Raw genomic sequence first — 23100 nt, 5'->3', positions numbered from 1 at the left:
GGTCAACAGGAAGCCGGGCCCTGGCCGCCGCTCAGGAGGTGCCGGTGAGGACCGCGCCGTGCTCGGTCTGCTCGAGGAAGCGGCGGATCGTGTCGCGGCTGCGCGTGAGGCAGGCGATCCGATCCTCGAGGTCGGCGAGCTCGGCGGCGAGCTGCTCGGCCACGCCGCGGCTGCACGTGGCAGCGCGCTCGGGGGCCTCGATCCCCTCGAGGTCGAGGATCGCGCGGACGAGTCGCGTGGGGACGCCGGAGCGGACGAGCCCCGCGACCCGCTGCACCCGCTCGACGTCGTCCTGCGAGTAGGTCCGGTAGCCGTTGCTCGCGCGGCCGGCGGCGATGAGGCCCTGCTGCTCGTAGTAGCGCAGCAGCCGCGGCGCGACGCCGGTGCGCTCGGCGAGCTCCCCGATCTTCATCTCCGGAATCCCCCTTGACATTGACATCAATGTCAAACTCTACCGTCGTCGCATGGATGAGAACAGGCTCCCGTGGCCGGCTCTGACGGCGATGGCACTCACCGTCCTCGTCGTCGTGAGCGGCGAGATGATGCCGACGGCGGTGCTCCCCGCGCTCGCCGCCGACCTCGACGTGACGCTGGCGAGCGCCGGGCTGCTCGTCTCGGCGTGGGCCGCGACCGTCGTGGTCGCGACCTTCCCCCTCGCGCGGCTCACCGCGCGCCTCGACCGGCCCGCCGTCATCGCGGTGGCACTCGTCGTCTTCGGGCTCGCGACGCTCGGGACGGCGGCGGCGAGCACCTACGGCGTCGCGATGGCCACCCGGCTCGTCGCCGCCGCGGCCACCGGGCTGCTGTGGTCGACCGTCAACGCCCACGCAGCCTCGATCGTCCCCGAGCAGCGCATCGCGCGGGCGACGGCGGTCGTCCTCGCCGGCGGCACGGCGGGGGCCGTCGTGGCCGTCCCGGCGGGCAACGCGCTCGCGGGCGCCGCCGGCTGGCGCACCCCGTTCCTCGCCGTCGGGCTGCTCGGGCTGGTCGCGGCCGTCGCCGTCGCCGTCGTGCTCCGGCGGGCACCGGTCCTCGCCTCCGGGGGCGCGGCCGGGGACGCTCCGGTCCCCTCCCGCTCGGTCCGTCCGCTGCTCGCGCTGGCGGGACTCGGCGGGCTCATGCTCGTCGCGCACTTCATGGTCTTCACGTTCGTCGCCGAGCTGCTCACCCCGAGCGCCGTGCCGACGCCCGCGCTGCTGCTCGTCTTCGGGCTGGTCGGCGTGCTCGGGGTGGGCGCCGTCGGCGCGACGAGCGACCGCTTCCCACGCGCCGTGCCCGTCACCGCCGCGCTCGTCATGACGCTCGGGCTCCTCGGGGTCACGGCGGTCGGCGGGACCGCCTGGCTGGACCTCACGCTCGTCCTCGTCTGGGGCCTGGCCACGGGCGCGATCGGCCCGGCGGTGCAGGCCGCGCTCATGCGCGCCGCCGGCGTCGCACACCGGACGACGGCGGGCACGCTCATGCCGGTCGCGATGAACCTCGGTATCGCCCTGGGCGCCGCGGCGGGCAGCGGCGCCGTCGAGCGCTGGACGGTCGACGCGCTGCCCCTGCTCGCGCTCGTCCCGGCGCTCCTCGCGGTGGCCGGGTTCGCGGGGCTGGGACTGCGCCCGCGCGGGGCGGCCCTCGCGACGGTCGGTGCTACCGCGACGGGCGGGGCGGCGCGCGGCCGCTGAGAGACGCGGAAGGGGCCCGTCGTGGACGGGCCCCTTCGCAGCGAGCGGAGACGGTGGGATTTGAACCCACGGACCGGTTGCCCGGTCACGGCCTTAGCAGGGCCGCGCACTAGACCTGACTATGCGACGTCTCCAAGGTCCTGCGCGCTCAGGTTACCGGGTCGGGCCTGCCGAACCAAAGCGCTGTGGGAGAGGCCACGTCCTCACCGCTCGAAGGCCCAGTTCCGGTCGGTGAGCATGCGGGAGACGGCCAGCCCGACGCCGATGCCCATGATGACGAAGGACGCCTCGACGCCGTTGGCCAGGGCGGCGGAGACCTCGCCCTCGTTGAGGTGGACGAGCGAGCGGTAGACCATGACGCCGGGCACCATGATGACCACCGCGGGCACCGAGAGCGTGACCCGCGAGGGCCGGCCGCGGGAGGCCGCGAGCGCCGCGAGGAGTCCGACGACGCAGGCCGCGACGAGCGAGGCGGCCTGGGGCGCGACGCCGGACTCGACGAGGTAGATCCGGGCCGGGTTGGCGATCCCGCCGATGAGGGCCGCGACCGCGACCGCCTTCGGGGAGGAGTTGAAGAGCATCGCGAACCCGGCGGCGGCGACAGCGCTGGCCACCACCCGCATGACGAGCAGCAGCGGGCCGTCGAGGACGGCGGAGGCGGGCCCGTCGAGCTCGAGCCCCGCGAGCCACGACACCGCCCACACGCTCATCCCGGCCGACAGGAGCGTCACCGTGACGTAGGCGAGGCGGGTGAGGCCGGCCGAGAGGTCCATCCGCACGAAGTCGAGGACGGCGGTGACGAGCGGGAAGCCGGGGACGAGGTAGAGGACGGCGGAGACGAGCCCGGCCTCGTGGGAGGTGTCGGCGAAGTCGAGGCTCTCGAGCCCGAGGACGACGCCCACGTAGAGGGTGCTGGAGACCGCGGCCGCGAGCGCGGTGACGGCGAACTTGTTGAGCCGGGCGTGCTGGAGCCGGCGGCGCACCGTCTGGCCCAGGCCGGCGGCGAGGAGCACGGCCGAGCAGACGATCGGCCCGCCGTTGTTGAGGAAGGCGAACGCGGCGCACGCGAGGGCGACGGCGAGCACGCTCGCCACCGGCCCGTAGTGCCGCGGCGCCCGCTCCACGTCGTCGAGCGCGCTCTCCAGTGCGGCGACGTCCGTGCGCGGGCCGAGCCGCTCGACGACGCCGGCGATCGCGTCGATCCGGTCGGCGTTGACACCGACGTCGCGCTGCTCGATGACCTCGGTGCGCACGTGGTCGCCGTCGCGCGCCGTCGTCGTGATCTCGGTGAGCGTCACCTGGGCGCGGTGCTCGTGCAGGTCCAGCGCCTCGGCGGCCCGCCGCATCGAGTCCTTGACCCGGTAGGACCCGGCTCCCGCTCCCAGCAGGAGCGAGCCGAGGCGGAGCACCGCCGCCGACCTCCGGACGAGCGACTGGGTCACACGGTCGTCCTCCACGAGGACCATCATGCCCTGCCCGGAGGCCGCCACCCCGGGCCGTCCGGGCCGGGCCTCCCGTGGGAAACTGCTCCCCATGCGCCGTAACGACCTCCTCACCGTCCTGCTCGTCGTCCTCGCCGTGGTCGTCGCGTGGTGGCTCGTCGGTGCGCTGTTCAGCGCCGTGTGGTTCCTCTTTCGGCTCGTCGTCGTCCTCGTCGTCGCCGCGGTGCTCTACCTCGCCGTGCGCTCCTGGTTGCGCAAGCGCGACTGACCCCCCGGGGGCGGACCTCCCCGGGTGCGCACGTCCCCGGCCGTTGGTAGGCATGGGGGATGAGACATCCCGGACGTGTGGCCGCGATCGCCGGCCTGACCGCCGGACTGGTGGTCGGGTGCACGAGCAGCGAGGAGCCCGCCGAACCCAGCGTGTCCGCGAGCGAGGTCGTCACCGACCGTGAGCCGGACAACCCCGAGATGACCCCCGGCGACGACGCCTCCCCCGACCCGATCTCCGGTGAGGACGGCGCCGTGCGCGCCCTGAGCACCGCCGCAGAGGAGCTCGATGGCCAGGCGTTCGAGATCGACCGCACCGACGACGCCGGCGAGGAGCTGTGGGAGGTCTCGGTCGCCGTCGGGGACGAGAAGGTCGAGGCCTATGTCTCTGCCGACGGCAACGCCCTCGTGCGCGAGGGGGAACGTGAGCCGCTGGACGCCGAGGACCGGCGCCGCCTGCAGGAGGCGACGGTGACGGCCTCCGAGGCCGCGACCACGGCCGTGCGCGAGCTCGGCGCGACGGTCGAGGACGTCGACCTCAGCGAGGAACGTGGCGTGCTCGTGTGGGAGATCGAGCTGCGCACCACCGACGGCGCGACCACCGAGGCGCGGGTCGACGCGGTGAGCGGCGAGCTGCTCTAGACGCACTGCTGCTCCGGACGAGCTGGGGGGACGGCGATGGGGCCACGAGGACCGGCCCGCGGCCTGGCCGTCGTCGCCGCGACTGCCGCCCTCGTGGCGGGACCGCTCGCCGGCGGCGCCACCGCGCAGGACGCAGGCTTCTTCCTCGACGACTCGTGGGACACCTCGGCCGACCACGTGTTCGTGTACGGGCGGTTCACCGACGACGTCCTCGTCGGTGACTGGGACGGGGACGGCCGCGACACCGTGCTCGTACGCCGCGGGGACACCTTCCACGTGTCGAACGAGCCGCGCGGCGGGCCCGCGGAGCGGGTGTTCCGCTACGGGCGCGCCGGTGACGTCGTCCTCGTCGGGGACTGGGACGGGGACGGCCGCGACACCCTCGCCGTGCGGCGCGGGGCGGAGTACCACCTGCGCGACGACCTCGGGCCCGGCCCGGCCGGCCGCGTGGTGGTCTACGGGCGCGCGGGCGACGAGGTGCTCGTCGGGGACTGGGACGGCGACGGGGCCGACACGCTCGCGGTGCGCCGCGGCGCGACGTACTTCGTGCGGAACTCCATCGGTCCGGGCGCAGCCGACCGCGCCGTCGTCTACGGTCGGGCGCAGGACGTCACCCTCGCGGGCGACTGGGACGGTGACGGCGACGACTCCCTCGCGGTGCGCCGCGGGGCGCAGTACCTCGTGCGGGACGCGATCGCGCCCGGGGCCGCCGACCGCACCCTCGTGTACGGGCGCCCCGACGACGAGGTGTTCGTGGGCGACTGGGACGGTGACGGCACCGACACCCTGGGGGTGCGCCGGCTGCCGCCGTTCCGCTCCGCGGTCGTCGCGGTTTCGGCGGCGGACATCGGCTCCTCCTGGCGCCCCGGCTGCCCGGTGGCACCCGCGGACCTGCGCACGGTCGTGGCGAGCCACTGGGATGCCGAGGGCCGGCTGCGCACGGGCCGCGTCGTCGTCGCCGCCGGGCTCGCCCGCGACGTGACCGCGATCCTCGAGGACCTCTACCGCGCCCGGTTCCCGGTCCAGCGGATGGTGCCGGTGGCGCAGTACGGCGGGAGCGACGCCGCGAGCATGGCGGCGAACAACACGAGCGCGTTCAACTGCCGGGCGGTCACCGGGGGCACGTCGTTCTCCGAGCACGCGTACGGCCGGGCGATCGACGTCAACCCGCTGGTCAACCCCTACGTCGTCGGGAGCACGGTGCTGCCGCCCGCCGGCGCCCCGTACGCCGACCGCTCGCACCACGCCCCCGGCACCATCCACCCCAGCGACGCGGTGGTCCGCGCCTTCGCGGCCCGCGGGTGGAGCTGGGGCGGGGACTGGCGCAGCCCCAAGGACTACCAGCACTTCTCGACCACGGGCCGCTGAGGCCACTGGGCGCTGCGGAGGGCAAGGGATTCGAACCCTTGGTGCGGGGTTACCGCACAACGGTTTTCAAGACCGTCACATTCGGCCGCTCTGTCAGCCCTCCCTGCCGCTGGCCTCTCGGCGCCACGGCGCCGCCCAGTCTACGCAGCGCCGCGGGTGGGTTTGGGGTACTGATGGGACATGCGCGCCATCACCGTGTCCGACGACCGGCTCGTCCTCACCGAGGTGCCCGACCCCTCACCGGGCCCCGGTGAGGTCCTCCTCGACGTCGCGGCGGCCGGGGTCAACCGGGCCGACCTGCTGCAGCGGGCGGGGCACTACCCGCCGCCGCCCGGGGCGAGCGACGTCATCGGGCTCGAGGTGTCCGGCACCGTCCGCGAGCTGGGCGAGGGCGTGACCGGCTGGCGGGTGGGCGACCGCGTGTGCGCGGTGCTCGCCGGCGGCGGGTACGCGACGCGGGCGGTCGTCCCCGCCGGTCAGCTGCTCCCGGTCCCGCAGGACTGGGAGCTCGTCGACGCCGCAGCGCTGCCCGAGGCGGTGTGCACGGCGTGGTCCAACCTCGTCGACGTCGGCCGGCTGGCTCCCGGGGAGACACTCCTCGTCCACGGAGGCTCGGGCGGGGTGGGGTCGGTTGCGGTCCAGCTCGGCCGGGCGCTGGGCGCCCGCGTCCTCACGACGGCGGGCAGCCCGGCTCGCGCGGCGCGGTGCGAGGACCTCGGCGCCGACGTCGCCGTCGACCACCACGATGACGTGCCCGCCGCCGTCACCGCCGCGACCGGCGGCCGGGGCGTGGACGTCATCCTCGACGTCCTCGGGGCGGGGGCGCTGGCCGACAACGTCGCGATGCTCGCCACCGGTGGGCGGCTCATCGTCATCGGGACCCAGCGCGGCTCGCGCGCGGAGGTCAACCTGCTCACCCTCATGCAGAAGCGGGCCTCGGTCCACGGGACGACGCTGCGCTCCCGCCCCCTGGAGGACAAGGCGCGCATCGTCGCCGCCGTGCGGGAGCGGGTCTGGCCGATGGTCGCCGACGGCCGGCTGCGCGCCGTCGTCCACGAGCGCCTGCCGCTCGCCGAGGCCGAGCGCGCCCACGCGCTGCTCGACTCCGGCGAGGTGTTCGGAAAGCTCCTCCTCATCACCGACACGGCCTGACCGCACCGACGACGCGCGCGACGACGTCCGTCACGGCCCAGAACTCTGCTCTCGCGCGAAAGTCGGCTCTCGCACACAACTCTGCTCTCGCGCGCAAGTCGGCTCTCGCACACAACTCCGCTCTCGCGCGCAAGTCGGCTGTCGCGCGGAACTCGGCTGTCGCGCGGAACTCGGCTCTCGCGCGGAAGTCGGCTGTCGGGCGGAAGTCGGCTGTCGCGGGGAAGGGCAGGGAGGGCGGCGGGTGGGGTGGGGTTGCGACCCGGCGGGTCAGCGGAGGGGGTGGCGGACGTCGAGCAGGCCGGCGGCGAGCGCCGGGGCGAAGGCGGGGGCGAGGGGCAGGCGCGGGACGAGCGTCGCCTGCAGCGCGTGGTAGGTGTCCGGCTTGCCGGGCCACGTGCGCGCGCTCGGGGCGTTGTGCTCGTCGAGCTCGTGGCGCCAGGCGCCGGGCCGCTCGATGAGGTGGGTCGCCGCGTAGTCCCAGGCCCGCTGGTACCACTGGGCGTACCGCTCCTCCCCGGTGACCGCCTCGAGCGCGGCCGCGGCGCCGATCGCCTCGCACACCACCCAGTGCATCCGCTCGTGGACCACCGGCTGCCCGGTGAAGTCGACGGTGTAGACGAAGCCGTCCGCGCCGTCGGCCGCCCAGCCGTCGCCGGTCGCCCGGTCGAACAGACCCTGGGCGGCCTCGAGCAGCCACCCCTCGGTCTCCCGGCCGCGGGCGACGAGCCCTTCACGGGCGTGGAGCGCGAGCCGCGCCCACTCCAGCCCGTGCCCGACCGTCACCCCGAAGGGCCGGAACGGGTGGGCGGGGTCGTCGGCGTTGTAGTCCGGGACCGGCTCCCACGTCCGCGTGAAGTGCTCGGGGATGCGCCAGTCGTGGTCGCGGGCGTACCCGTCGAGCACGCGGCGCAGGATGCGCACCGCCCGGTCGAGCCACACGTCCTCACCGGTGACGTCGGCGGCCGCGAGGTAGGCCTCGACGGTGTGCATGTTCGCGTTGACGCCGCGGTACTCCTCGGCCGTCGTGAAGCCGCGGTCCCAGGACTCCAGGACCGCGCCCTCGTCCTCACGCCAGAACCGCTCCTCGCTCACCCGCAGCGCCTCGGTGAGCAGCTCGCGGGCGCCGGGGCGCCCGGCCGCCGTCGCGGAGGAGGTCGCGAGGACGACGAACGCGTGCGCGTAGGCCTCCTTGGCGTCGTTCACCGGGCCGTCGGGCCCGACGGCGGAGAACCAGCCGCCGTGCTCGGCGTCGCGCAGCGCACCGGAGAGCGCACGCACGCCGTGGTCGGCGAGCGGGGCGGTGCCGGGGACGCCGAGCAGGGAGCCGAGGGAGAAGCAGTGCGTCATCCGGCAGGTGACCCACAGCTCGACCGGGCGTGAGGGGTCCAGCCGCCCCTCGGCGTCGAGGTAGCCGAAGCCCTGGGGGACGGCCGCGGCGCGGGCGAAGTCGAGCAGTGCGCGTGACTCGGTCTCGAGCCAGCGGGCATGGGCAGCGGTGCCGAGCCACGTCATCGTCGTCGTCCTCCTGGGTTTGCCGGACCGTCAGGTTACCGGCCGCCCAGGGGCCGCCCGCACAGCGGCGCGCCGCCCCGGGGAGGGGCGGCGCGCCACCGATCTCAGCCCTTGACCGAGCCGGCCAGCAGGCCGCGCACGAAGTACTTCTGCAGGGAGAGGAACACGATGAGCGGGACGATGATCGAGACGAACGCACCGGCGGTGAGCAGGTGCCAGTCCTGCCCGCGCGAGCCGGCCATCTCCGCCAGGCGGGCGGTGAGCGGCTGGACCGCGTTGTTCCCGCCGGTGAAGGTCAGACCGACGAGCAGGTCGTTCCACACCCACAGGAACTGGAAGATCGCGAACGCGGCGATCGCCGGGACGAGCAGCGGGAGCATGACCTTGAGGAACACGGTCGTGTGCCCGGCGCCGTCCACCCGGGCGGCCTCGATGAGCTCGCGCGGGATCTCGGACATGAAGTTGTGCAGGAGGAACGTCGCCAGCGGCATCGCGAACGCCGCGTGCGCCACCCAGACCGCGAGGTAGGGGAACGCCTCGGAGGCCGCGGAGCCGGAGAAGATCCGCAGCAGCGGGATGAGCGACATCTGCAGCGGGACGATCTGCAGCGCGAACACGATGATGAAGACCGTGTCCCGCCCCCGCCACCGGAGCACGGAGAACGCGTAGGCCGCCATCGTCGCGAACACGAGCGGGATGACGGTGCCCGGCACCGTGATGACCACGGAGTTGAGGAAGAAGTTCGACAGCGCGCCGGAGGAGGCCCGCCCGAACAGCACCTCCTGGTAGTTCTCCAGGGTGAAGGACGGGCTGGTGAAGAAGGTCCACCAGCCGGAGGTGCGGATCTCCCCCTCCGGGCGGATCGAGCTGACGAACAGGCCGACGGTCGGCACCGTCCACAGGATCGCGATGACGATCGCGGCGGCGGAGCCGACGCGGGAGGTGAGGCGGCTCTTCGCGCTGCTCACCGCCGAGCGCCGGGTCGGGCTCATCGGGTCGGGCAGCGACCGGGCGGGACCGGGCTCGCTGATGGCCGGGTTGGCTGGTGCCACGCTCATGCTCCACGCACCTCCCGGTTGCGGATCATCTGTCGGATGTTGAAGACCACGACGGGGATGACGAGGACGAAGATCATCACGGCCAGCGCCGACCCGATGCCGTTGTTCCCGAACGTGAAGGACTGGTCGTACATGGAGTTGGCGAGCACCTGCGTGTCGAACCGGGCGCCGGTCATGGTGCGCGGGATGTCGAAGATCTTCAGCGTCGCGATGATGATCGTCGTGAGGACGACGACGAGCGTGGGCCGCACGCTCGGGAGCGTGATCCGCGAGAACATCTGCCACGGGTTGACGCCATCGAGCCGGGCGGCCTCGACGATGTCACCCGGGATCGCCTTGATCGCCGCGGAGAGCAGCACCATCGCGAAACCGGCCTGGATCCAGATCATGACGACGATGAGGAAGAACGTGTTCAACGGGGAGTCCTGGAGGAACCGCACGGGCTCGAAGCCGAGCCCGACGATGATCGCGTTGAGCAGGCCGATCTGCTCCTGGGCGGCCCCGCGGTACTCGTAGACGAACTTCCAGATGATGCCGGCGCCCACGAAGGAGATCGCCATCGGCATGAAGAGCAGCGACTTCGCGACCTTCTCGAAGCGGGAGCCGTCGACGAGGATCGCGTAGACCAGACCGACCGCCGTCGAGACCAGCGGGACGAGGATCACCCACCAGAAGGTGTTGACGAACCCCTGGAGGGACGCGGGGTCGGAGAAGACCCACTGGTAGTTGGCCAGGCCGACGAACTCCTCCGAGCGGCGGTCCATGAAGGACATGACCGTCGTGCGGATCGCGGGGTAGACCAGGCCGACCCCGAGCAGGAGGAACGCCGGACCGGCGAACGCCGCACCCACCAGGAACGTCCGGCTGCGGCCGGCGTACCGGTCGGCGAGCCGGGCGCCCCCGAGGAGGACGGCGACCACGGCGAGCAGGGCGATGACGGCCAGGAGCATCTGGCCGACCTTCGAGTACAGGAAGAAATCCATCATCGGCTCCTTCATGACGCCGACGGGGGCGCGGCGGGTCGCCGCACCCCCGTCGGACCGTCAGATCACGGCCAGGACTGCTCGACGGTGTCGAGCACGCCCTGGGTGTCCGCGCCGTTGATCCACTCGACCATCCCGGTCCAGAAGGACCCGGCACCGACCTCGGACGGCATGAGGTCCGAGCCGTCGAAGCGGGCGACGGCGTTCTCGTCCTGCAGCAGCTCGATCGCCAGGCGCAGCACGTCGGAGGACGCGGCCTCCGGGTCGACCGCGCGGTTCGCGGAGACCACGCCGCCGATCTCGACGCGGGTGTTGGCCCACTCGCCGGAGGACATGAAGGCCTGGACGGCCTGGGTGGCCTCCTCGTCGTTGAACGCGCCGACGAACTCACCGGCGACGAGCAGCGGGGCCTCCTCGGCGGTCACGCCCGGCAGGTAGAAGGCGAAGACGTCGCCGTCGGGGCTGACGTCGGTGCCCTCGGGCCACTGGGCCTCGTAGAAGGAGGCCTGGCGGTGCATGAAGCAGTTGCCCTCGAGGATCGGCAGGCCGCCGTCGTTGAAGGACGTCGTGGCGATGGAGCGGGAGTCGCCGATGCCGCCGTTGGTGTAGTCGTCGTTCTTGAGGATCGCGCCGGCCATGTCGACCGCCTCGACGATCTCCGGGGAGTTGAACGCGAGCTCGCCCGTGACCCACTGGTCGTAGGCCTCGGCGCCGGCGGACCGCAGGACGAGGTCCTCGATCCAGTCGGTGGCCGGCCAGCCAGTCGCGCCGCCGGACTCGATGCCCTGGCACCACGGCTTGACGGTCTCCGAGCCGTGGTCGGCGGAGATCTGCTCGGTCAGGGCCATGAGCTCGTCCCAGGTCTCGGGGACCTCGTAGCCGTTCTCCTCGAACGCACTGGGCGAGTACCAGACGAAGGACTTCACGCTCGACATGAGCGGCGCGGCGTAGAACTCGCCGTCGACCGTGCCGTAGGCCTTCCAGTCCTCGCTCCAGCCCTCGTCGGCGTTGGCCTCCACGGTGTCGGGGGCCGGGACGAGGTGGCCGTCGGCGACCATGCGCTGCAGGAGGCCGGGCTGCGGGAAGATCGCGATGTCGGGGGCGTTGCCGCCCTCGGCCTGGACGACCACCTGCTGCTCGAACTCACCGGAGCCGTTGTGCTCCACGGTGATGCCGGTGCACTCGGTGAACGCCTCGAAGGTGTCCTGGAGCTGGTCAGCCTCCACCTCGCGGATGGAGCTGAAGACCGTGACGGTCTCCCCGTCGAAGGTCCCGTACTCCTCGAAGGCGGAGCAGTCGGCCCCACTGCCGGTCGCATCGGTCTCGGTGTCGCTGCCCCCACCGCCACCGCCGCCGAGGTCGTCCGCGCCCCCACACGCGCCCAGGACGAGGGCCAGCCCGGCGGTTCCCGCCAGCAGAACCCTTGCCCGCTTGTGCTTGAGCATCTTCATCGATCTCCTCCAACGACGTCGTCGAACAGGCACACAGATATGTGCACGTCTCCAACAAACCGCTGCAGCCGGATTTCAGCAAGGTTTTCACCCGTGTGGGGGGTAACGATCTGGTCACGCATCGCACCGCCCCCCACCGGGCGGGACCAAAGGGCCCGGCTCAGCCGCGCAGCAGAGCCTCGAGCACGGGGACGACGCCGTCGGCGTCGACCGGCCCGGTGACGAGGTCCGCAGCCGCGCGGGTGACGTCGTCGGCGTCGCCCATGGCCACGCCCAGGCCCGCCCAGCCGAGCATCTCGACGTCGTTGCGGCCGTCCCCCACGGCCACCGTGGCCCCCGGGGCCACGCCGGTGCGCTCACGGAGCATCTCCAGCGCGGACGCCTTGGACACACCGTCGGGCGCGAGGTCGAGCCACGCGGTCCAGCCGACGGCGTAGGAGACGCCGTGCAGCCCCACCCGGTCGACGAGGGCGTGGAAGTCCTCCGCGGACAGGTGCGGGGCGCGGATCGTCACGCGGCTGGCGGGCGCGGTGAGCAGGTCCTCGAAGTCGACGACGGTCACCTCCCCGCTCAGCTCACCGAACGGGAACGGGCTGGTCACCTTGAACCCGCGGCCGAGGTCCTCGACGGCGTAGAGCGCGTCGGGCAGCTCGCGGCGCAGCAGCCGCAGCGCGGGCTCGGGGTCGAAGGTGATGACGTCGCTGATCTCGTAACCGCCCTCGAGGGCGGGATCCAGGCGCAGGCACACCGCGCCGTTGGAGCACACCGCCCACCCGTGCCCCAGCTCGAGCTCCTCGAGGATCGGCAGGACGGCGGAGACCGACCGCCCGGTGGACAGCACGACGTGCGCGCCGGCGTCGCGCACCGCGCCGACCGCCTCGCGCACCGCCGTCGTCATCCGCTGCTCGTGGTCGACGAGCGTGCCGTCGATGTCGAGGGCGACGAGCAGCTCCGGCCCGGCGGCCGGGACCGACGCGGGCAGGTGCGCGCGGACGGTGTCGACGGTCAGCGTCATCGGCCGTCCACCGGGGTGAGCACCTCGAGCCCGCCGAGGTAGGGACGCAGGCCCTCCGGGACGCGCACCGAGCCGTCCGGCAGCTGGTGGTTCTCCAGGATCGCGACGAGCCAGCGGGTCGTGGCGAGCGTGCCGTTGAGCGTGGCGACCGGCTGGGTGCCGCCGGCGCCGCGGTGGCGCACGCCGAGGCGGCGGGCCTGGAAGGTCGTGCAGTTCGAGGTCGAGGTGACCTCCATGTAGCGCTCCTGGCTGGGCAGCCAGGCCTCGCAGTCGAACTTCCGGGCGGCGGAGGAGCCGAGGTCGCCCGCGGCGACGTCGATGACCCGGTAGGGCAGCTCGACCTTGGCGAGCATCTCCTCCTCCCAGGCCAGGAGGCGGGCGTGCTCGTCCTGCGCGTCCTCGACCGTGGTGTAGCTGAACATCTCCACCTTGTTGAACTGGTGGACGCGGATGATGCCGCGGGTGTCCTTGCCGTAGGAGCCGGCCTCGCGCCGGTAGCAGGTGGACCAGCCGGCGTAGCGCAGCGGGCCGCCGGACAGGTCGAGGATCTCCTCGGCGTGGTAGCCCGCGAGCGCCACCTCGGAGGTGCCCGTGAGGTAGAGGTCATCGGTCTCCAGGTGGTAGATCTCGTCGGCGTGCGCGCCGAGGAACCCGGTGCCGCGCATGATCTCGGGGCTCACCAGCGTCGGGGTGATCATCGGGGTGAACCCGGCCGCCACGGCCTGGTCCATCGCGGCGTTGAGCAGCGCCAGCTCGAGCCGCGCCCCCACACCGGTGAGGAAGTAGAACCGGGCCCCGGAGACCTTGACGCCGCGCTTGACGTCGATGGCCGCCAGTCCCTCGGCGAGCTCGAGGTGGTCGCGCACCTGCTCGAGCGCGCGATGCTCCCCCTCGGTGCGCAGGACGACGTAGTCGTCCTCACCCCCCTCGGGCACCCCGGGGACGACGACGTTCGACAGCCGCATGGCCGCGGACTCGGCCTCCTCCGCGGCGACGGCGGCCTCCCGCTCCGCGACCTTGACCCGTTCGGCGAGCTCCTTCGCGCGGGCGAGGACGGCGGGCCGCTCCTCCGGGGAGGCCTTGCCGACCGAGCGGCTGACCTCCTTCTGCTCCGAGCGCAGCTCCTCGAACGTGGTGAGGGTGGCGCGGCGCCGCTCGTCGGCGGCCAGGGCACGGTCGACGAGGGCAGGGTCCTCGCCTCGGGCGCGCTGGCTGGCGCGGACGACGTCGGGATCCTCACGCATGGCTCTGAGATCGATCACGGGACGAGCCTATCCGGGCACGGCCCACCGCTCACCGGCAGGACCGGGCGGCGGCGACCACTAAGGTCTGGGTCGTGAGGATTCGACATGCCCTGGCCCAGGCCTACTGGCGAGTGAGCCGCTGGTCCCCCGACCCCACGCCGCCCCCTCCGGGCGGCGGCGGCATCCTCATCGGAGCGCCGCACACGTCGAACTGGGACTTCGTCATCATGCTCGCGCTCGCCTGGCACTGGGGCATCAACGTCCGGTGGCTCGGCAAGGACAGCCTCTTCAAGCGCCCCTTCGGGCCGGTCATGCGCATGCTCGGCGGCATCCCGGTCCACCGGGAGAACCCGGCCGGGCTCGTCGACCACATCGTCGACCGGGTGCGCCAGAACGGCCCCACCTACCTCGTCATCACCCCCGAGGGCTCGCGCAGCCCGGTGCCGTACTGGAAGTCCGGCTTCTACCGCATCGCCCGCGAGACCGGGATGACGGTGACGCTCGGCTTCGTCGACCGCCGCACGATGACCACCGGCCTGGGCCCGACGCTGACGATGACCGGCGACGTGCACTCCGACATGGACGCCATCCGGGCCTTCTACGCCGGCATGGTCGGCGTGCGGCCCGGCGGCGAGCGCATCCCGCGCCTCCACGCCGAGGACACCCAGGCCTGACCCGCCACGGGCCGGCCGGCCGCCCGGCAAGCCCGCCGGGGCACCCGTCGACCGACCGGCGAGGAGCGTCCGTCGACACCTGCTGAGCGCGCCGGCCCGCCAGCCAGTACGGTGCGGGCGTGGGTTGGGAGCAGTGGGTCGCGGTCATCGCACTCGTCGTCGCGGTCGCGGGGCTCGTCATCGGGCTCGTCGTCCTGCGCGCGCTGGGGCGCCGCACGCCGCCCTTCTCCCACGAGGACCCGGTGACGACACCCGACGAGCGCCCCAGCGGGCCTCCCGCCGTCGTCTTCAACCCGTCCAAGAGCGCGGACGGTGAGCGCCTCCGCGCGCTCGTCGCCGAGGTCGCCGCCGACTCCGGGCTCCCCGAGCCGATCTGGCTCGAGACGACGGTCGAGGACCCGGGCGTCGGCCAGGTGCGCGAGGCGCTCGAGAAGGGCGCCTCCGTCATCGTCGCCGCCGGCGGGGACGGCACCGTGCGGGCGGTCGCCGAGGGCCTGGCGGGCAGGACCACCCCGATGGGCATCCTCCCGCTCGGCACCGGCAACCTCCTGGCCCGCAACCTCGACCTCCCGCTCACCGGCCACCGCGACATGGTGACCATCGCCCTCACCGGCCGGAACCGGGCCATGGACCTCGGCTGGCTGCGCATCGAGCGCCCGCGTGCGGCGAGCGACCCGGAGCACGACGTCTACCGCGGTGAGCCCGGGCGCACCGAGGTCGCGGCCACGCCCCCGGGCGGCACCCAGGCCCCGGACGTCACCGCCGGGGAGGTGCCCGGCGCCGACCTGGACAAGGAGCACGTCTTCCTCGTCATCGGCGGCATGGGCTTCGACGCCGCGATGGTCGGCGGGGCCCCGGACGACCTCAAGGCCCGCATCGGGTGGGTCGCCTACTTCGTCGGCGGGGTGCGCCACCTCCTCGGCCGCAAGATGCGCGCCACCCTCGAGCTCGGCGAGTCCGGGCAGAGCGACACCTTCCAGGCCCGGACCGTGCTCGTCGCCAACTGCGGGCGGCTGCCCGGCGGCGTCGTCCTCCTGCCCGACGCCCAGCTCGACGACGGCTGGCTCGACATCGCCGCGATCGACACCCGCGGCGGGATCATCGGGTGGGCCGACCTGCTGCGCAAGGTCGTCCTCCAGGGCCTGGGCGTCCGTCGCGACCTGCTCCCCTACAGCACCGGCACCATCGAGTTCCGGCGCACCCGGACGCTGACGATCCGCACCGAGGAGCCCGAGCACGTCCAGGTGGACGGCGACCTCCTCGGGGAGGCGACCGTCGTCCACGCCCGCGTCCAGCCCGCCGGCCTCGTCGTGCGGACCGCCTGAGACCGCGTCAGACGCGGCCGGCGCGCAGGTCCTCGACCCACTCGCGGGCGGCGACGAAGTCGGCGTCGTGGGTCCCCGGCGCCATGTGCGGGGCTCTGCGGTCCCAGCGCGGGTAGGACCCGAGGAAGCGCACGAGCGGGCACACCCGGTGCAGGCCGATGAGGGCCGCGGCCACCCGCTCCTCGGCGACGTGCCCCTCGAGGTCCATGGAGAAGGAGTACCGGCCCAGGGAGTCCCCGATCGGGCGCGACTCGATGCGCGAGAGGTTGACGCCGCGAACGGCGAACTGCTCGAGCATGGTGAGCAGCGCCCCGGCCTCGTTGTCGGGCAGGTGGACCATGAGGGTGGTCTTGTCCGCGCCCGTCGCCTCGGGCAGCGGGCCGGGGCGGGAGACGACGACGAAGCGGGTGACGGCGTGCGGGTTGTCCGCGACGCCCTCGGCGAGCGTCTCGAGCCCGTACCGCTGCGCCGACAGCGCCGAGCAGAGCGCGGCGTCGAACCCGGCTTCGCGGCCCCGCTCGGCGAGGAGCGCCGCGGCGGCCGCCGTCGACGTCGCCGGCATGTGGGCGGCGTCGGCCAGCTCGCGGGCGACCCAGCCGCGGCACTGCGCCCACGCGTGGGGGTGGGTGGAGATCCAGCGCACGTCCTCGCGCCGGGTGCCGGGGACGACGGCGAGGACGAACGACACCGGGACGACGACCTCCCCGACGATGACGAGCGGCTCGCGCGACCCGGCGAGGGTGTCCATGGTGACGTTGACCCCGCCCTCGACGGAGTTCTCCATGGGCACGACGGCGAGGTCCGCGTGCCCGCCGCGCACCGCCTCGAGCGCGGAGACGACGTCGGCCGCCGGCTCGCTGTCCACCTGCTCGGTCCCGACGAAGGCACGCAGCGCCGCCTCGGTGAAGGTGCCCTCGGGGCCGAGGTAGGTGTAGCGGGCGACAGGCTGGTCGGGCATCGGGTCTCCTCGTGGTTCGGCGCGCCGGGACGCTGCGCCAGAGCCTAGGCCAGATGAGTCGGCCCGGGCCGCCACGTAGGCTGCCGGGGTGAGGCGTCGTCGGAATGTCCAGCGGGTGGGCTTCGCGCTGCTCGCCCTCGTCCTCGTCGCCGCGCTCGTCCTCCCGCTCGCCGGGGCGGCGTTCGGCGCGACCCAGGAGGACGAGGCCGCAGCGCCGGAGGGACCGGTCGTGGTCCTCGGGACAGGGGGGCTGCGCTGGGGCGACCTCTCCGCCGTCGCCACCCCGACCCTCTGGGGCCTGGCGGACGAGGCGGGCGTGGCGAACATGGTCGTGCGCTCGGTGCGCTCCTTCACCTGCCCCGCGGACGGCTGGCTGGTGGTCTCGGCCGGCCGGCGCGCCGCGGACGTGCCCGCCCCCGCCTGCCGGATGCTCGAGGACCCCACCGACGGCGTCGTCCCCGGATGGTCGGACTACCTCACCGCGGCGTCCGAGGCCTCCTACGACGCGCGGCCCGGCCTGTTCGGCGACCTCCTCGCCGAGCAGGGCGTCAGCGCCGCGGCGATCGGGCCCGGCGCCGCGATCGCGCTGGCCGACGCCGATGGACGGGTCGTCGGGCAGTACGCCCCACGCCCGGGGGAGCCCGCGCGGCTCACCGAGACGGTCGCCCGGGCGGCCGCGGAGGCCGAGCTCGTCGTCGTCGACCTCGGCGCCGTGCGGGACCGCAGCCACTCCCTCGTCCCGGCCGACGACCCGCGCTTCGACCCCGAGGTGGAGCAGACGGCCCCGGCGTGGCCGCTCGCCGAGCCGGACCGCACGGCCCAGGTCGCCGCCGTCGAGCAGCGGGCCGCCGCCGCCCTCGCCGCCCTACCCGCGGACGCCACGGTGCTCGTCGCCTCGCTCGCCGACTCCGGGCGCACGCCCTCGATGCAGCTCATGACGCTGCGCTCCCCCGACAGCCCTGCGGGGCTGCTCGAGACCCGCTCCACCCGCCAGCCGGGCATGGTCCAGTCGACCGACCTCCTGCCCACACTCCTCGCCCGTCTCTCGCTCACCGCCCCCTCCGGCCTCGCCGGCGCCCCGATGCGCACCGAACCGTCCGGCACCGACGGCGCCGACCGCATCGCGACCCTCGTCGACGAGAACCGGCACGCGATGGCGGTCCGCCCGCTCACCGCCCCCTTCTTCTCCGGCCTCGTCCTGCTCAACCTCGCGCTCTACGCGATCGTCACCGTCGGCCTCAACCGGCGGGTCATCGACCGCGTCGGCCGCTGGCTCGACGGCCACCGCTCGCGGGCCGGGCTGGCCCGCGCCGTGCGCGCCCTGCACCCCGACTCCGCGCTGCGCGTCCTGCGCGCCGTCGCGGTCACCGTCGCGGCCGTGCCGCTCGGCAGCTACCTCGCCAACCTCGTGCCGTGGTGGCGCTCGAGCTCACCGGGCCTCGTCGTCTACACGGTCACCCTGGCGATCGCGGCGCTCGTCGCGGGCCTCGCGCTGGCCCGGCCGTGGCGTCGGCAGCTGCTCGCGCCGGTCGCCGTCGTCGCCGGGCTCACCGCGTTCGTCCTCGCCGTCGACGTCCTCACCGGCGCACGGCTCCAGCTCGCGGCGCTCATGGGGGTCCAGCCGCAGGTCGGCGGGCGCTTCTACGGGATCAACAACTCCTCGTTCGCGCTGTGGGCGACGAGCACCCTCCTCGCCGCGAGCTGTCTCGCCGAGCCGCTCGTCCGGCGCGGCCGGCGCGTCGCCGCGGCCGCCGTCGTCGGCGTCGTCGGCGTGGTGGCCACGGTCCTCAACGGCGCGCCCGGCATCGGCGCCGACTTCGGTGGACCGCCCGCGCTGCTCCCGGCGTTCATCATCCTCGCGCTGCTCGCCCTGGGGGTCCGTCTCACGTGGCGCCGGGTGGTCCTCGTCCTCGGCGCCGCCGCCGTCATCGCCCTGTCCTTCTCGGTGCTCGACTGGCTGCGGCCGGCGGACGAGCGCAGCCACCTCGGCCGGTTCGTCGAGACCGTGCTCGACGGCGGGCTGCTCGACGTCGTCCTGCGCAAGCTCGGGCAGAACCTGTCCAACCTCTTCGGCTCGACGCTCACCTTCCTCGCGGTCGGTGGCATCGCGCTCGTCGTCCTCGTCCTCACCCAGCCCCTGCGGCGCGCCGCCCGCTCGGGGGACCACGCCGCCTACGGCTGGCTCGCCGAGGGCTCCTCGCTGCGCCGCCTCGACGCCGACGCGTGCATGCTCCGCCCGGCGCTCGTGGCCGTCGCCGTCGCGCTCGGGATCGGCTTCGCGGTCAACGACTCCGGCATCGTCATCCCGGCGATCGGGATCTCGCTGGCCGTCCCGCTGCTCATCGGCGTGGTGGCCGGCTGGCTGCTGCGGCTGCGGGGCGAGGAGCTCCCGGCGGGTCAGGTGGAGCGCACCGCGCGGTAGGGGCGGCCGGGCTCCTGGCGGACCGGCTGGTCACCGAGCTCGCGCAGGTCCACCCGCACACCCTTGGCCCACCGCAGCGCGGCGGCGAGGGCGACATCGCGGTACTGCGCGGCGCGGTGGAGCTGGCCCGCCCAGTCGTTCTTGCTCGCCCGGTGGCGCAGGTCGCACGGCACCTCGACGAGCGTGAAGCCCTTGACGAGCAGGTCGATCGTCATGCCCGTCTCCACGCCCCAGCCCGGCGCCAGCGGCACCGCCGCCTCGAAGGCCTCGCGGGTGAGGCACCGCTGGCCGGAGAGCGGCTGCGTGGGGACCCACCCGGTGGCGCGGGCGATCGCCCGCCGCGCCTTGCCGACGACGATCCCGCGGCCACCCGCGCCGGGCTGCGGCGGGAGGGCCGCGATCGCGCAGTCGGCGACGCCGGACAGGACGGTGTCGACGAGCGGGGTGACGCCGACGGCGGTCTCCCCGAGGTCGCCGTCGATGAACAGCAGCAGCCGCGCCGGTCCGTCGGACACGTCGCGCATGGCGACGACCGACGCACCGGTCTCCATCGCCGAGGCCTTGCCCCGGTTGACCGAGTGCCGCACGACGACCGCACCGGCCGCCCGGGCGACGTGCTGGGTCTCGTCGCTGGAGCCGTCGTCGACGACGACGACGAGGTCGACGTGCGGGATCGCCCGGGCTGCCCTCACCGTGGCCGCGATGCGGCCGGCCTCGTCCTTCGCAGGGATGACGACGGCCACCCGCTGGGAGCTCGGCCGCCGGTTCACGCTCCGAGCGTAGTCAGGGTCGCGGTGTGTGCGCAGGTCCACGGGCAGGGCTCAGCGCAACGTCACCTGGCGGGAGACGATGCCGGCGCGGGCGCGGCGGGCGTCCGCGTCGAGCGGGCCCTCCTCGGCGAGCGCGGCGGTCAGCCGCTTGTCGAACTCGGCGCACGGGCCGGCGAGCTCGTCGGCCTCGGTGCCCGGGGCGAGCTCCCACACCGGCACGAGGATCCCGCTCGTGCGGAACGCGCCGACGAACCGGGCGCCCTCCTCGAGCTCGGACTCGCGGCGCGCGTGGAGACGGGCGACGGCGTCGAGCACGGCCTCCTGCGGCTCGGGACGCGCCCAGCGGAGGAACTCCCGGCCCATCCGGCACCAGTAGGCCGACTCGACGCCCTCGACCTTGACGGTCGGGACGATGCCCTCGCTGGACTGCTCGATGGCGGCGGTGACGTCGGCGTCCTCGGCCTGGTCCTCGGGGAGCCAGAAGCCGAAGTCGTCGTGGAGGACGGGCTCGAACGGCAGCGAGAGGTCGAGGACGTCCTGGAGGCGCGGGCCGGGCTCGAGGATCCCGAGGTTGGTCACCGGGGTGCCGGGCTCGGCGTCGAGGGCGAGGAGCAGCGCCGCGGCGACGTCGCGGCTCGCGTCGCCGGACTTCGCGGCGGTCTGCAGGCCGACGAGGACGGTGCCGTCCTCCCGGTGCAGCGCGGGCCACAGGTCCGGGAGCATCGTCGCGACGACGACCTCACGGGCCCCGTACTCCTCGGTCGTGCGCACCGTCGCGGTGGCTGCCGGGACGACCTCGCGCATGGCGACCCAGTCGGTCTCCCCGGGCAGGCCCTCGAAGGGACGCTCGACGAAGGGCACCTCGACGCGCTTGGGGCGCGACGGCTGCGGGGACTGGCGCTTACGACTCTTCTTACCCATGGTCGACAACCCTATCGGTGCCTAGAGCAGGTACGGCTCGCTGCCGTCGTCCCTCACCATCGGCAGGCCCGCGGCGTGCCACTCGCGCATGCCTCCCACGAGGTTCCGCGCGGTGAAGCCGTGGTGGTTGAGCCACGCGGTCGCCCGCGCCGAGCGGCCCCCGGAGCGGCACACGACGAGGAGGTCCTCCTCGGGCAGCTCCTCGAGGCGGGCGGGCAGCTCGCCGAGGGGGACGTGGACGGCGCCGGGGGCGTGGCCGGCGTCCCACTCGTCCTGCTCGCGCACGTCGAGGACGGCGTGGCCGGGCGGGACGGGGGCGGACGGGTCGAGGTCGCGGACGGTGAGGTCGGCGGGCTGGTCGAGGTCCTCCATGGCGCCCACCGTAGCCCTCCCCCACCGCGGACGGCGCCACGGCGAAGAGGACGGCAGCGCGGCGGGACGGATGGCAGGATCGGGGCATGCACGAGCGAGCCGGTACCCCTGCCCTGCCCGAGGACCTCATCGACGTCGACGTGATCCTCGCGGCCTACTACGACCGCACTCCCGACATGGACGACCCAGCCCAGCACGTGGCCTTCGGCACCTCGGGACACCGCGGCTCGAGCGTCGACTCCGCGTTCAACGAGGCGCACATCATCGCGACGACGGCGGCGATCGTCGAGTACCGCCGCTCGCAGGGCACCGACGGCCCGCTGTTCATCGGCCGCGACACCCACGCCCTGTCCGGGCCGGCCTGGCAGACGGCCGTCGAGGTGCTCGCCGCCGCCGGCGTCGAGCTACGCATCGACGCGCGCGACTCGTGGACCCCCACGCCCGCCGTCTCGCACGCGATCCTCCTCGCCAACGGCGCCGGGACCGCTGCGGGCGTGCGCGTCCAGGGCCCGGGGCGCGCCGACGGCATCGTCGTCACGCCCTCCCACAACCCGCCCGGTGACGGCGGCTTCAAGTACAACCCGCCACACGGCGGCCCGGCCGGCTCGGACGCGACGTCGTGGATCGCCGCGCGGGCCAACGAGATCCTGCGCTCCGGCGTCGCGGCCGTCCCCCGGATGCCGCTCGAGCGGGCGCTGCGGGCCGAGACCACCCGCCGGCACGACTTCCTCGCCGCCTACGTCGACGACCTCGCCGGCGTCATCGACCTCGAGGCGATCGCGCGGGCGGGCGTGCGGATCGGGGCCGACCCCCTCGGCGGCGCCGCGGTGGAGTACTGGGGCGCGATCGGCGAGCGCTACGGGCTGGACCTCGCCGTCGTCAACCCGACCGTCGACCCCACGTGGTCCTTCATGACCCTCGACTGGGACGGCAAGATCCGGATGGACTGCTCCTCGCCGTCGGCGATGGCCTCCCTCCTGGCGATCATGCAGCCGGCCGACGGCGGCCCGGCGCCCTACGACATCGCCACCGGCAACGACGCCGACTCCGACCGGCACGGCATCGTCACGCCGGACCACGGCCTGCTCAACCCCAACCACTTCCTCGCCGTCGCGATCGAGTACCTCCTCACCCACCGGCCCGACTGGCCCGCCCAGGCGGCCGTCGGCAAGACCCTCGTGTCCTCCGCCCTCATCGACCGGGTGACGGCCGGCCTCGGGCGGCAGCTGCTCGAGGTCCCGGTGGGCTTCAAGTACTTCGTCCCCGGCCTGCTCGACTCCTCCGTGGGCTTCGGTGGCGAGGAGTCCGCCGGCGCCTCGTTCCTGCGCCGCAACGGCTCGGTGTGGACGACCGACAAGGACGGCATCCTCCTCAGCCTGCTCGCCTCGGAGGTCCTCGCGGTCACCGGGCGCAGCCCGAGCCAGCTCCACCTCGAGCAGGTCGAGCGGTACGGGGCCTCCGCCTACGCGCGCATCGACGCCCCCGCCACCCGCGAGCAGAAGGCCAGGCTGGCTGCGCTCAGCCCCGACGCCGTGACGGCGACGACGCTCGCCGGGGAGGAGATCACCGCCCGGCTGGTCCGCGCGCCCGGCAACGACGAGCCGATCGGCGGGCTCAAGGTGACGACCGAGAACGCGTGGTTCGCGGCCCGCCCCTCCGGTACCGAGGACGTCTACAAGATCTACGCCGAGTCGTTCAAGGGCGAGGAGCACCTCGCCCAGGTCCAGACCGAGGCCAAGGCCGTCGTCGACGCCGCGCTGCGCTGACCCCGCCGCCGCCCGGGCGCCGCTCTCGGCGTGCGGGCGGCGCGGAGTACCGCCACACTCGGCCCGTCGTCTACGGAAAGGGACG

General features: G+C 74.0%; 21 protein-coding genes and 2 tRNA genes. 9 read left to right on the top strand and 14 right to left on the bottom strand.

Annotation, left to right across the window (positions count from 1 at the left end; all coding sequences use genetic code 11):
- Positions 1-31: 31 nt before the first annotated feature.
- Entirely contained in the window at positions 32-433 is a 402-nt protein-coding gene (locus FE251_RS00590; RefSeq protein WP_230976484.1) for a MerR family transcriptional regulator, read from the bottom strand.
- Between the two features lie 31 nt (positions 434-464).
- Here FE251_RS00590 and FE251_RS00585 point away from each other — a divergent pair, with 31 nt between their 5' ends.
- Complete coding sequence (locus FE251_RS00585; RefSeq protein WP_139947382.1) at positions 465-1673, top strand: MFS transporter; 1209 nt, start codon at positions 465-467, stop codon at positions 1671-1673.
- A 45-nt stretch (positions 1674-1718) separates the two neighbouring features.
- On the opposite strand, the gene FE251_RS00580 is transcribed toward FE251_RS00585, so the two are convergent.
- A tRNA-Ser gene (locus FE251_RS00580) sits at positions 1719-1807 on the bottom strand.
- A gap of 69 nt (positions 1808-1876) precedes the next feature.
- On the bottom strand, positions 1877-3208 hold the full coding sequence (locus FE251_RS00575) for a threonine/serine exporter family protein (protein ID WP_230976483.1): 1332 nt from the start codon (positions 3206-3208) through the stop codon (positions 1877-1879).
- Between FE251_RS00575 and FE251_RS15375 the strand changes: the two genes are divergently transcribed.
- The 3 genes from FE251_RS15375 to FE251_RS00565 are packed head-to-tail and all read left to right on the top strand — an operon-like array spanning position 3207 to position 5392.
- Positions 3207-3383: a hypothetical protein gene (locus tag FE251_RS15375; RefSeq protein ID WP_168202602.1), complete on the top strand. Its 177-nt coding sequence runs from the start codon at positions 3207-3209 to the stop codon at positions 3381-3383. The two genes, FE251_RS00575 and FE251_RS15375, sit on opposite strands and share 2 nt — an antisense overlap.
- Positions 3384-3442: 59 nt before the next feature.
- Positions 3443-4024, top strand: a complete 582-nt coding sequence (locus FE251_RS00570) for a PepSY domain-containing protein (RefSeq protein ID WP_139947380.1) — start codon at positions 3443-3445, stop codon at positions 4022-4024.
- Positions 4025-4060: 36 nt separating this feature from the next.
- A complete protein-coding gene (locus FE251_RS00565; protein WP_139947379.1) occupies positions 4061-5392 on the top strand; it encodes a M15 family metallopeptidase in 1332 nt (443 codons plus the stop codon).
- Positions 5393-5407: 15 nt separating this feature from the next.
- Here the strand turns inward: FE251_RS00565 and FE251_RS00560 are convergent.
- Positions 5408-5495 (bottom strand) — tRNA-Ser (locus FE251_RS00560).
- A gap of 77 nt (positions 5496-5572) precedes the next feature.
- Here FE251_RS00560 and FE251_RS00555 point away from each other — a divergent pair.
- Positions 5573-6544, top strand: coding sequence for an NAD(P)H-quinone oxidoreductase (locus tag FE251_RS00555; protein WP_139947377.1), 972 nt, complete (start codon positions 5573-5575; stop codon positions 6542-6544).
- A gap of 267 nt (positions 6545-6811) precedes the next feature.
- On the opposite strand, the gene FE251_RS00550 is transcribed toward FE251_RS00555, so the two are convergent.
- From FE251_RS00550 to serS, 6 genes are all read right to left on the bottom strand, one after another.
- A complete protein-coding gene (locus FE251_RS00550; RefSeq protein WP_139947375.1) occupies positions 6812-8056 on the bottom strand; it encodes an AGE family epimerase/isomerase in 1245 nt (414 codons plus the stop codon).
- A 104-nt stretch (positions 8057-8160) separates the two neighbouring features.
- The gene (locus FE251_RS00545) at positions 8161-9114 is read right to left on the bottom strand and encodes a carbohydrate ABC transporter permease (protein WP_139947373.1); all 954 of its coding nucleotides are present in this window, start codon (positions 9112-9114) and stop codon (positions 8161-8163) included.
- Positions 9111-10097 carry a carbohydrate ABC transporter permease gene (locus tag FE251_RS00540; RefSeq protein WP_139072631.1) on the bottom strand — a complete coding sequence of 329 codons (987 nt, stop codon included), beginning with the start codon at positions 10095-10097 and terminating at the stop codon, positions 9111-9113. The genes FE251_RS00545 and FE251_RS00540 overlap by 4 nt, the downstream gene beginning before the upstream one ends.
- A gap of 65 nt (positions 10098-10162) precedes the next feature.
- Positions 10163-11548, bottom strand: a complete 1386-nt coding sequence (locus tag FE251_RS00535; protein ID WP_139947371.1) for an ABC transporter substrate-binding protein — start codon at positions 11546-11548, stop codon at positions 10163-10165.
- A 160-nt stretch (positions 11549-11708) separates the two neighbouring features.
- On the bottom strand, positions 11709-12563 hold the full coding sequence (locus FE251_RS00530; protein ID WP_139072629.1) for an HAD family hydrolase: 855 nt from the start codon (positions 12561-12563) through the stop codon (positions 11709-11711).
- The gene (gene serS / locus FE251_RS00525) at positions 12560-13825 is read right to left on the bottom strand and encodes a serine--tRNA ligase (protein ID WP_139947369.1); all 1266 of its coding nucleotides are present in this window, start codon (positions 13823-13825) and stop codon (positions 12560-12562) included. The genes FE251_RS00530 and serS overlap by 4 nt, the downstream gene beginning before the upstream one ends.
- A 74-nt stretch (positions 13826-13899) precedes the next feature.
- On the opposite strand from serS, the gene FE251_RS00520 reads away from it, so the two are divergent.
- Together FE251_RS00520 and FE251_RS00515 are read left to right on the top strand one after the other, a co-directional pair.
- A complete protein-coding gene (locus FE251_RS00520; protein WP_139072627.1) occupies positions 13900-14481 on the top strand; it encodes a 1-acyl-sn-glycerol-3-phosphate acyltransferase in 582 nt (193 codons plus the stop codon).
- A gap of 119 nt (positions 14482-14600) precedes the next feature.
- Positions 14601-15806, top strand: a complete 1206-nt coding sequence (locus FE251_RS00515) for a diacylglycerol/lipid kinase family protein (RefSeq protein WP_139947367.1) — start codon at positions 14601-14603, stop codon at positions 15804-15806.
- Positions 15807-15813: 7 nt separating this feature from the next.
- On the opposite strand, the gene pheA is transcribed toward FE251_RS00515, so the two are convergent.
- Positions 15814-16764 (bottom strand): prephenate dehydratase, encoded by a 951-nt coding sequence (gene pheA / locus FE251_RS00510; protein ID WP_139072625.1) that lies wholly within the window; start codon positions 16762-16764, stop codon positions 15814-15816.
- Between the two features lie 88 nt (positions 16765-16852).
- On the opposite strand from pheA, the gene FE251_RS00505 reads away from it, so the two are divergent.
- Positions 16853-19186: a hypothetical protein gene (locus tag FE251_RS00505; protein ID WP_139072624.1), complete on the top strand. Its 2334-nt coding sequence runs from the start codon at positions 16853-16855 to the stop codon at positions 19184-19186.
- On the opposite strand, the gene FE251_RS00500 is transcribed toward FE251_RS00505, so the two are convergent.
- The 3 genes from FE251_RS00500 to FE251_RS00490 are packed head-to-tail and all read right to left on the bottom strand — an operon-like array spanning position 19162 to position 21249.
- Complete coding sequence (locus tag FE251_RS00500; protein WP_230976482.1) at positions 19162-19956, bottom strand: glycosyltransferase; 795 nt, start codon at positions 19954-19956, stop codon at positions 19162-19164. The genes FE251_RS00505 and FE251_RS00500 overlap by 25 nt on opposite strands.
- A gap of 51 nt (positions 19957-20007) precedes the next feature.
- On the bottom strand, positions 20008-20877 hold the full coding sequence (locus FE251_RS00495; protein ID WP_139072623.1) for a DUF5926 family protein: 870 nt from the start codon (positions 20875-20877) through the stop codon (positions 20008-20010).
- 21 nt (positions 20878-20898) lie between these two features.
- Positions 20899-21249 carry a rhodanese-like domain-containing protein gene (locus FE251_RS00490; protein ID WP_139947366.1) on the bottom strand — a complete coding sequence of 117 codons (351 nt, stop codon included), beginning with the start codon at positions 21247-21249 and terminating at the stop codon, positions 20899-20901.
- An 86-nt stretch (positions 21250-21335) separates the two neighbouring features.
- Here FE251_RS00490 and pgm point away from each other — a divergent pair, with 86 nt between their 5' ends.
- Positions 21336-23015 (top strand): phosphoglucomutase (alpha-D-glucose-1,6-bisphosphate-dependent), encoded by a 1680-nt coding sequence (gene pgm / locus FE251_RS00485; protein ID WP_139072621.1) that lies wholly within the window; start codon positions 21336-21338, stop codon positions 23013-23015.
- The last annotated feature ends 85 nt before the right edge of the window (positions 23016-23100 follow it).

This window comes from Georgenia wutianyii (genome assembly GCF_006349365.1).
Lineage (GTDB): Bacteria > Actinomycetota > Actinomycetes > Actinomycetales > Actinomycetaceae > Oceanitalea > Oceanitalea wutianyii.
This window is presented reverse-complemented; position numbering and strand designations above follow the sequence as displayed.